General features: G+C 59.8%; 7 protein-coding genes. 2 read left to right on the top strand and 5 right to left on the bottom strand.

Going from position 1 to position 8,042, the window contains the following annotated elements; genetic code table 11:
- A partial coding sequence (locus VGL70_22545) for a TldD/PmbA family protein (GenBank protein HEY3306310.1) occupies positions 1–1,316 on the bottom strand: 1,316 nt, incomplete at its 3' end.
- A 40-nt stretch (positions 1,317–1,356) separates the two neighbouring features.
- A complete protein-coding gene (tldD, locus tag VGL70_22540; GenBank protein HEY3306309.1) occupies positions 1,357–2,805 on the bottom strand; it encodes a metalloprotease TldD in 1,449 nt (482 codons plus the stop codon).
- Positions 2,806–2,973: 168 nt separating this feature from the next.
- On the opposite strand from tldD, the gene VGL70_22535 reads away from it, so the two are divergent.
- Positions 2,974–4,053: a hypothetical protein gene (locus tag VGL70_22535; GenBank protein HEY3306308.1), complete on the top strand. Its 1,080-nt coding sequence runs from the start codon at positions 2,974–2,976 to the stop codon at positions 4,051–4,053.
- Between the two features lie 62 nt (positions 4,054–4,115).
- On the opposite strand, the gene VGL70_22530 is transcribed toward VGL70_22535, so the two are convergent.
- From VGL70_22530 to VGL70_22520, 3 genes are read right to left on the bottom strand one after another with little or no spacing between them, the layout of a single operon-like run.
- On the bottom strand, positions 4,116–4,583 hold the full coding sequence (locus tag VGL70_22530) for a DUF192 domain-containing protein (protein ID HEY3306307.1): 468 nt from the start codon (positions 4,581–4,583) through the stop codon (positions 4,116–4,118).
- A 5-nt stretch (positions 4,584–4,588) separates the two neighbouring features.
- Positions 4,589–6,583 (bottom strand): (Fe-S)-binding protein, encoded by a 1,995-nt coding sequence (locus VGL70_22525; protein ID HEY3306306.1) that lies wholly within the window; start codon positions 6,581–6,583, stop codon positions 4,589–4,591.
- A gap of 58 nt (positions 6,584–6,641) precedes the next feature.
- Entirely contained in the window at positions 6,642–7,421 is a 780-nt protein-coding gene (locus VGL70_22520; GenBank protein HEY3306305.1) for an IclR family transcriptional regulator, read from the bottom strand.
- 181 nt (positions 7,422–7,602) lie between these two features.
- Between VGL70_22520 and VGL70_22515 the strand changes: the two genes are divergently transcribed.
- Positions 7,603–8,042 (top strand): Rrf2 family transcriptional regulator (locus tag VGL70_22515; protein HEY3306304.1); only part of this gene is annotated, 440 nt, incomplete at its 3' end.

Raw genomic sequence — 8,042 nt, 5'->3', positions numbered from 1 at the left:
GGCGCGGCGATCCGTCCGCGCAGCTCCAAGTCGTTGCCGACCATCTCAATGTTACGGAGCATGTCTTTGAGATTGCCGGCGATCGTGACCTCTTCGACCGGATAGGCGAGCTTGCCTTTTTCGATCCAGAGTCCCGCCGCGCCGCGGGAGTAATCGCCGGTCACGAGATTGACGCCGAAGCCGATCAGCTCGGTGACGTAAAAGCCGTCGTCGACCGAGGCGATGATCTCAACCGGCGCATGCGCGCCGGGAAGAAGAAAAAAATTCATCGGCCTCACGCCCGGTACGTCGCCGACGGAACGAGCCGCGTTGGCAGTAGAGGGCAGTTCCAACTTCTTTCCGCTATAGGTATCCAATAAATAACTCTTCAGAACTCCCCGCTCCACGACCGTCTTCTTTCTGGTCGCCAGTCCTTCGCCGTCGAAAGGCCTCGATCCGAGCGCGCCGGGAATCGTGCCGTCGTCGACGACCGTGACTAAATCCGAGGCGATCTTCTCGCCCAGCTTTCCGACCAAGAACGAAGCGCCCTTGTAGAGCGAGTAGCCGGAAATAGCAGACGAGAGCTGGCGCAAGAGCGTCGCGGCGATCTCCGGATCGAAGACCACCGGACGCTCGCAGGTTTTGACCTTGCGCGCGCCCAATCTTCTCAGCGCACGCTCCGCCGCGCGCCGGCCGACCGATTCGGGCGACTCGAGCCGGGAGAACTTTCGCTGCGAAGAGTACCAGTAATCCCGCTGCATCGAACCGTTCGAGCTCGCGACCGGCGCCACCGAAATGCCGTACGTCGAGCCCCGGTATTCGCCGCAAAACCCGTGGCTGTTGCCATAGATCACCCGGCTGATTCCCGACGAGAACTCGGCGCCTTCGGAGTTGGTGATGCGTTTGTCGGCTTCGAGCGCCGCATTCTCGGCGTCGAGCGCGATTTGACTCTTTTCCTCGACCGATAGCGAGCGGCCGCGATCGTCGACGAGATCCAAATCGGGAAATTCTCGGGCAAGATCCTCCGGGGCCGGAAGGCCGCTGTACTCGTCCTTGGCCGTCGCGCGCGCCAGCGCGCACGTTTCGTCCACCAGCCGCTCGATCGCGCCTTTCGATATGTCAGAAGTCGACGCAGTAGCGGAGCTGGCGCCGAAAAAAAGTCTCAGTCCGAGCCGCTTCTCCTGCGCCTGGCTTATTTTTTCGATTTCCCGCAGCCGCACGGCAACGAACGAGCTTTCGCTCTCGGCCATGACGACGTCGCCCGCGGTCGCGCCTTTTTTCTTCGCCTGCGCGAGGATATCGCTCGCCAGCTCTTGATTTAATTCCAGGCGTTCCATATTTGACGGGCGAGATGAATCGCGCCCCTACATTCATTTATCATGCGCTCGTGCCACCGACGGTCAAACCGTCGATGCGGATCGTCGGCAAGCCCACGCCGACGGGAACGGATTGGCCGTCTTTGCCGCAAGTGCCGACGCCTTCGTCGAGCTTGAGATCGTTTCCCACCATCGAGACGCGCGTCAGCACGTCCGGCCCGTTGCCGATCAAGGTCGCGCCCTTGACCGGCCGCGTGGCCTTGCCGTCCTCGATCAGGTAGGCCTCGCTCGCGGAAAACACGAACTTGCCGCTGGTGATATCCACCTGGCCGCCGCCGAAAGAAACGGCGTAAAGACCCTTTTTTACCGAGCGGAGAATATCGTCGGGGGCGCTGTCGCCGGCCAGCATGAACGTATTGGTCATCCGCGGCATCGGGATGTGAGCGTAGCTTTCGCGCCGCCCGTTTCCCGTAGGCGGCATCTTCATCAACGACGCGTTCAGCCGATCCTGAAGATAACGGCGCAAGATGCCCTTCTCGATCAGGACGGTGCGCTGCGTCGGCGTTCCCTCGTCGTCGATGTTGAGCGAGCCGCGGCGCGACGGGATCGTGCCGTCATCGACGACGGTGCAAAGCTCCGAGGCGACTTTCTGGCCGATGCGGTCGCTGAAGGCCGATACCTTTTTGCGGTTGAAGTCGCCTTCCAGTCCGTGGCCGATCGCTTCGTGGAGCAGGATGCCCGGCCAGCCGGGTCCCAGGACGACGTCCATCGTGCCGGCCGGAGCGTCGGTGGCTTCCAGGTTGAGCAGTGCCTGGCGCACCGCCTCGCGCGTGTATCGCTCGTAGCTATCTTTCCTGGTAAAAAAATCGAACTCAACACGCCCGCCGCCGCCGTAGCTTCCCGTCTGGCGGTTGCCATGCTCTTCGGCGATGCAGGTAACGTTAAGCCGTGCGAGCGGCTGGATGTCGCCCACGACCCAGCCTTGCGAAGAAGCCACCAGGACGATTTTCTGCTCGCTGCCGAATGAGACAAAAACATTTTTGATTCTTGGATCGAGCGAGCGCGCGAGCCGGTCCATCTCGTAGAGCAGCCCGGTTTTTTTCTCCAGCGGCGCATCGGTCGGCGGAGCTTCGATGGGATAAAGATCGTGCGCTTCCACGCGTTCCCTACCCACCGCGACCGGCGTTCGCGACTCGCGTTGGTAGGCGATGTGCTGCGCGGTGCGCGCCGCCAGCGCGAGGTTCTCGATGGTGATATCGTCCGTATAGGCGTACCCGGTCCTCGTCTCCGCCAATACACGGACACCGACACCGTTCGCGGTCGAGCGCGATCCTTGCTTGACCAATCCTTCTTCCAGGCTGACGCCTTCGTTCACGCGATACTCGAAATAAAGATCCGCGTAGTCGGCCTTTCGCTCCAGCGCCTGTTCCAGGATTTTTTCCAAATCACGAGACGTCACGCCGAACCGACGGTCAAAAAACGCTGTCGCTCGAATCACTTCTTGTCCCATGGTGTGCCTCTTTGAAACTCCTAGCACCTTTTTCTCCGTGTGAAAAGCCGGCGCTTGCGCGTAATCTCTTTCCCTCCGGCGCAATCTATAGTATAAAATGATTATGTTAAAATTACGCGGCCCGCGATTCCTTCCGTATTGATTCAGAGGGTAGATTCCGAGGGGTAAATGGCGAACGCACAGAAAAAAAAGATCGTCCACGTGGTCGGGACCGGGACCATCGGCGAGCCCCTGATCGGAATCCTCAATACTTTTCGCGAGCCGTTCGGCATCGACGAGGTCACCTTCCATAAGCGCACGCCGCTTCTAACCGACCGCTCGAAGGTGACGGTGCTTACCGAGAAGGGTGGCGCTAAACTGTGCGTCGATCGCGACCGTTGGGAAAGTTTCAAGCAGATGGGAATGACGCCCGCCTATGAGGCGGAGGAAGCGCTCGAGCGGGCCAGCGTCGTGATCGACTGCACTCCCGTCGGAAACGAAAACAAAGAAAACACTTACAAGCGTTTCGCCGGCAACGGCCGGGGATTCATCGCTCAAGGGAGCGAATACGGCTTCGGCAAGATGTACGCGCGCGGCATCAACGACCGGGCGCTCGATCGGGGGAAGGACCAGTTCCTTCAGGTCGTGAGCTGCAACACCCACAACCTCGCCGTTCTCATCGACACGATCGCCCTCGGACCGGAAAAAGAAAATAACCTGGAAGAGGGACGCTTCGTCTGCATGCGCCGCGCCAACGACTTGAGCCAGGAGGGAGAATTTATCCCCGCGCCGGAGGTCGGCAAGCACGACGACCCGCGCTTCGGCACGCACCAGGGAAGGGACGCGCACTACGTGTTCAAGACGCTCGGCCTGGACCTCGACATCTACTCATCGGCGCTGAAGCTCAACACGCAGTACATGCACACGATCTATTTCAATCTGAAGCTCACGCGGGCCCTGGAGATGGATGAAGTGATGCGCCGGATCAAAGCCAACCGGAGGATCGCGCTCACCAACAAAAAGTCCTCGGCGTCGGTCTTTTCCTTCGGCCGCGACCACGGGCTGTTCGGGCGCATTCTCAACCAGACGGTGATCGCCTCGAGCACGCTGACGATGAAGGGAGACCGCGAGCTGGTGGGCATGTGCTTCACGCCGCAGGACGGCAACTCGCTCCTCAGCAGCATCGCGGGAACTCTGTGGTTCCTTTACCAGGACTCCTATGAGGAAGCCCTCGAACCCCTGCGGCCGTACTTCTTCAGCGAGATCTAAATCCCCTACCCCCCTCACTCTTTACCCCTCACGTAAGGGGTGAGGCGTGAGGAGTGAGGCGATTACTGCTTTACTCCTTCCACCGAAACTCCTTCGAAGCGCAGCGTATCTCCGGCTTCGATTCCTTTTTGTTTGGCCAGCCCGCCTTTGATCTCGAGCACGAACCGGCTCGGCGCGCCGACCGAACGGGGCGACAGCGAGAACGGCACCGCGTTGTGAACGATCCCGACGATCTTCATGTCGCTGCCGATAAAGATCATGTCGAGCGGGATCGGCGTATTTTTCATCCAGAAGGTAAGGACTTCCTCGGAGGAAAACAAAAACAGCATGCCCTGATCGTCGGCCAGGTCGTTGCGATATTGCAGTCCCATCTCCCGCTTGGCCGGCGTATCGGCAATCTCCACGCGCATGACGTACTCCTTGCCGCTCTTGGTCGAGACGACGACTCGTGGCTCGGACCGGCAGGTGGAAAGGCCGGCTGTCAGCAGCAGAAAAAAAAACGCCGCCGCTCCGGCCAGGGAACCGCTCACCTTGGCTATCTCCGAAGGTTGTTGGCGACGATCTCCGCGACGTCCAGAATCGCCGGAGCGCCGGATTCTTCCTGGCCGGCTTCTTCTGTGAACATGCGCATGCAGAAGGGACACCCCGTCGCCACGGTTTTGGCGCCGGTCGCTTTCAGCTCGCGGTAGCGATTGGCGGTCACCCGCTCGCGGCCGGGCTCTTCTCCCTTCCAGAACTGAGCGCCGCCCGCGCCGCAACAAAAACTGTTTCTCCGCTTGCGCTCCGGCTCGGCGAGCCTCACGCCGGCGGATTCGATCACCGCCCGCGGCGCGTCGAAAACCCCGTTGTGCCTGCCGAGATAGCACGGATCGTGATAAGTGGCGGCGCCGTCGGCCTCGGGCCGGAGTTTCAGCTTCCCGTCCTTGACCAGCTCGTCGATAAACTCGCTGTGGTGCTTGACGGCGTAGTTGCCGCCGAACTGGGGATACTCGTTCTTCAAAGTGTGGAGACAGTGCGGGCAGGTCGTGATGATAAGCTCGGGCTTGAGTCCGTTCAAGGTCTCGGCGTTTTCCGTTGCGAGCTGAGAAAAAAGATATTCGTTGCCGGCGCGCCGCGCCGCGTCGCCGGTGCACTTCTCTTCTAGACCGAGCACGGCCCAGTTCACCCCCGCGGCGTTCAGGATCTCCGCCATGCTGCGCGCGATCTTTTGCGCGCGCGGATCGAAAGCCGCCGCGCACCCCACCCAGTAAAGAACTTTCGGCTGCGGATTTTGCTTCACGGTGGGAACCGGAAACGACAGCCCTTTCGCCCAGTCCAAACGGCTCTCCGGGGCCATCGCCCAGGGGTTTCCGACTTGCTCCATGCCGTTGAAGGCCTTTTGAAGATTTTTGGGAAACTCCGCCGCCGACAGCACTCGCTCGCGCCGGACATCTATAATATGGAGCATCTGCTCGTTGCCCACCGGACACACTTCGATGCAGGCGTTGCAGGTCGTGCAGGCCCAGGTCGCCTCCTCGTTCAAAGCAAAATCCAGCAGCGGCCGCGGGCTCTCTTTCCCCGAGCTGAATTCCGGGCGGATGCGGTTCAGCTCGAAACGCTCGTTGATGAGAATCGCCGCCGGACTCAAGGCCTTGCCGGTGGCGTAGGCCGGGCAAACGTCCTGGCAGCGGTTGCACATGATGCAACTGTAGGCGTCCAGAAGCCGCGGCCAGGGGAATTCTTCGAGCTTGGCCGCGCCGAAGGATTCCTCCTTTTCGAAATCCATCGGCGCCAGCGCGCCGGGATTTTTCTTCTTCAGCGCCAGATTGATCGGCGCCAGCAGTATATGGATGTGCTTCGAGCGTGGAAAATACGGCAGAAAAACCATGATGGAGCCCAACGCGCCCCACCAAAAAATATGCTCGAAAACCGTAACCGCGCTCGGATTCGCGCCGGCAAAGAGCACGGCAAAAGCGGAACCGGCGGGCTGATAAGGATCGGCGCCTTCCAGCGAAAGTTGCGCCGACTTGGAGAGCAGGCGGCTGCCGACGTGGATGAAAATAAAACCCGAAACGATCGTCGAGTCCCGGCGTATCCCGCCTTGGACATCCTCGTGCAGCGGAACGTTCGGCGCAAAGGAAAAATCGCGCGGGCGCACCACGAAACGGCGCAGCGCCAGCGCCACGATCCCGATCAGCACGCCCGCCGTGAGCAGATCGGCGATCAGATTGAACGGGTTCCACACGGCGTCGCGGGCGCGGAACGGAAAGAATCCTTCCACGCCATCGACGACGTTGACAAGAAAGTAATAAACAAATCCATAAAAGACGAGGGCGTGAAAGAAAGAGATCAGGGGCCGTTTCTTGAACACGCTCTGTTGGGTAAGGACCACCCAAAGGGCCTGGAGGACGCGCTCGGGCAAACGATCGAAGCGGTCTTCGGGCTTGCCGCGCCGGATCGTCTTGAAGACCTGAAGGAAACCGGTTCCCGCAAAATAAAACGCGCCGAGCGTCAGCGCTATAAATAGAATTTTTTCTAAGGTCGTAAGCATTGCGGAATGTTGTCGACTCTTCGGATACCGAGGGAAGAAAGAAGCGCCGAGAGAATCTCTATCGCGTATAACCCAAGCGGCTCGAAAGCTGTCTTCCTCCGTTGGTGAGCAGCGGCACGATTTCCTTTTCGACGCGCTGCGGCGTCAGCCGGTGAGCCGGTCCCGTGATCGCGATGCTTCCGACCAGATTACGGTTATGGTCGTGAACCGGCACGGCGACCGACATCACCTCCTCAATGAACTCGCCGTCGTCGACGGCGTAGCCGGCGCTGCCGATTTCCTTCAACTGGCCCAAAAGCAGTTGCCGGTCGACCACCGTCTTGTTGGTGTAGCGGTGGAGTTTTTCCGGCAGCGTCTGCGCCAAAGCCTCGCCGGATTCGAACGCCAGATGGACTTTCCCGGGAGCGGTGCAATGCAGCGGCAAAGTCCTGCCGATGAAAGAGACGACCCGTACCGGATTTTCCGCCTCGATGAAATCGAGCGGCACGATCGCCTGCCCTCTCTTGACGGCGACATAGCAGCTTTCGTTGGCCGACTTCGCCAATTCTTGCAGCGTCGCCTTCGCCTGCAGCAAAAAGTCCGTCCGTCTTACATAGAGCTGGCCGAGCTGAAGGCATTTGAGCCCGAGGCGGTAATTTTCCGTCGCTTTATTTTGCTGGATGTAACCGCGCGCTTCCAGCGTCGCCAGCAGGCGAAAGACATTGTTCTTATGGAGCTTCAGCCGCTTGCTCAGCTCGGTCACGCCGATTTCATCCACGTTGCCGTTGAATTGTTCGAGGACATCGAGGGCGTGCGACACCGACTGGATCGCATAGTTGGCTTTTTCACGCCGCACCATTTTTCCTCCAAAAAAATCGCCAATGAGCCTGAAAAATCGATCCCCGGTAAAAAACCGTTTTAACTTATTCCGGAAGATCGGGATTGTCAAATCCAGAGGAGAATGAGAGCGGCCGGCAAATGATGCCTCCAATGTCCCCGCATTTTCCACACTTGACGTTCTCAGGCCGTAGTGTGTAAACATGTTGACAATGAAAGTCGGCTCCAAGGGATACTACGGGCTGCTGGCGCTGGCGGATTTGGCGCAAAACTCCAAGGGACGGCACCTCGCGCAGGTAAAAGAAATCGCGCGGCGGCAAAGAATCCCGGAAGAATACCTCGGGCAAATCATGGTGCTGCTCAAGCGCGCCAATCTGGTGCACGGCGCCAGAGGACCGGGCGGCGGCTACCGTTTGGCCCGGCCGGCTGAGAGCATCAGCGTGGCCGAAGTCCTGAAAGTGCTGGAAGGTCCTCTCATGGGAGTCGATTGGAGAAGCACGAGGGACCGTTTGCCGGTCTCTCCCCCGGCCCGAAGAATCATTGAGGCATGGACGCAGGCGGTGGCGACAGCGGAACAAATTCTCGAAGACCTAAGCGTCGCCGACCTTTGCAGGCCGGAAGATCCGGCGCAGATGTACCACAT

The organism is Candidatus Binatia bacterium, from assembly GCA_036504975.1.
Lineage (GTDB): Bacteria > Desulfobacterota > Binatia > UBA9968 > UBA9968 > JAJPJQ01.
The sequence above is the reverse complement of the archived record's forward strand: the minus strand, read 5'-3'. Positions and strand labels throughout refer to the sequence as shown.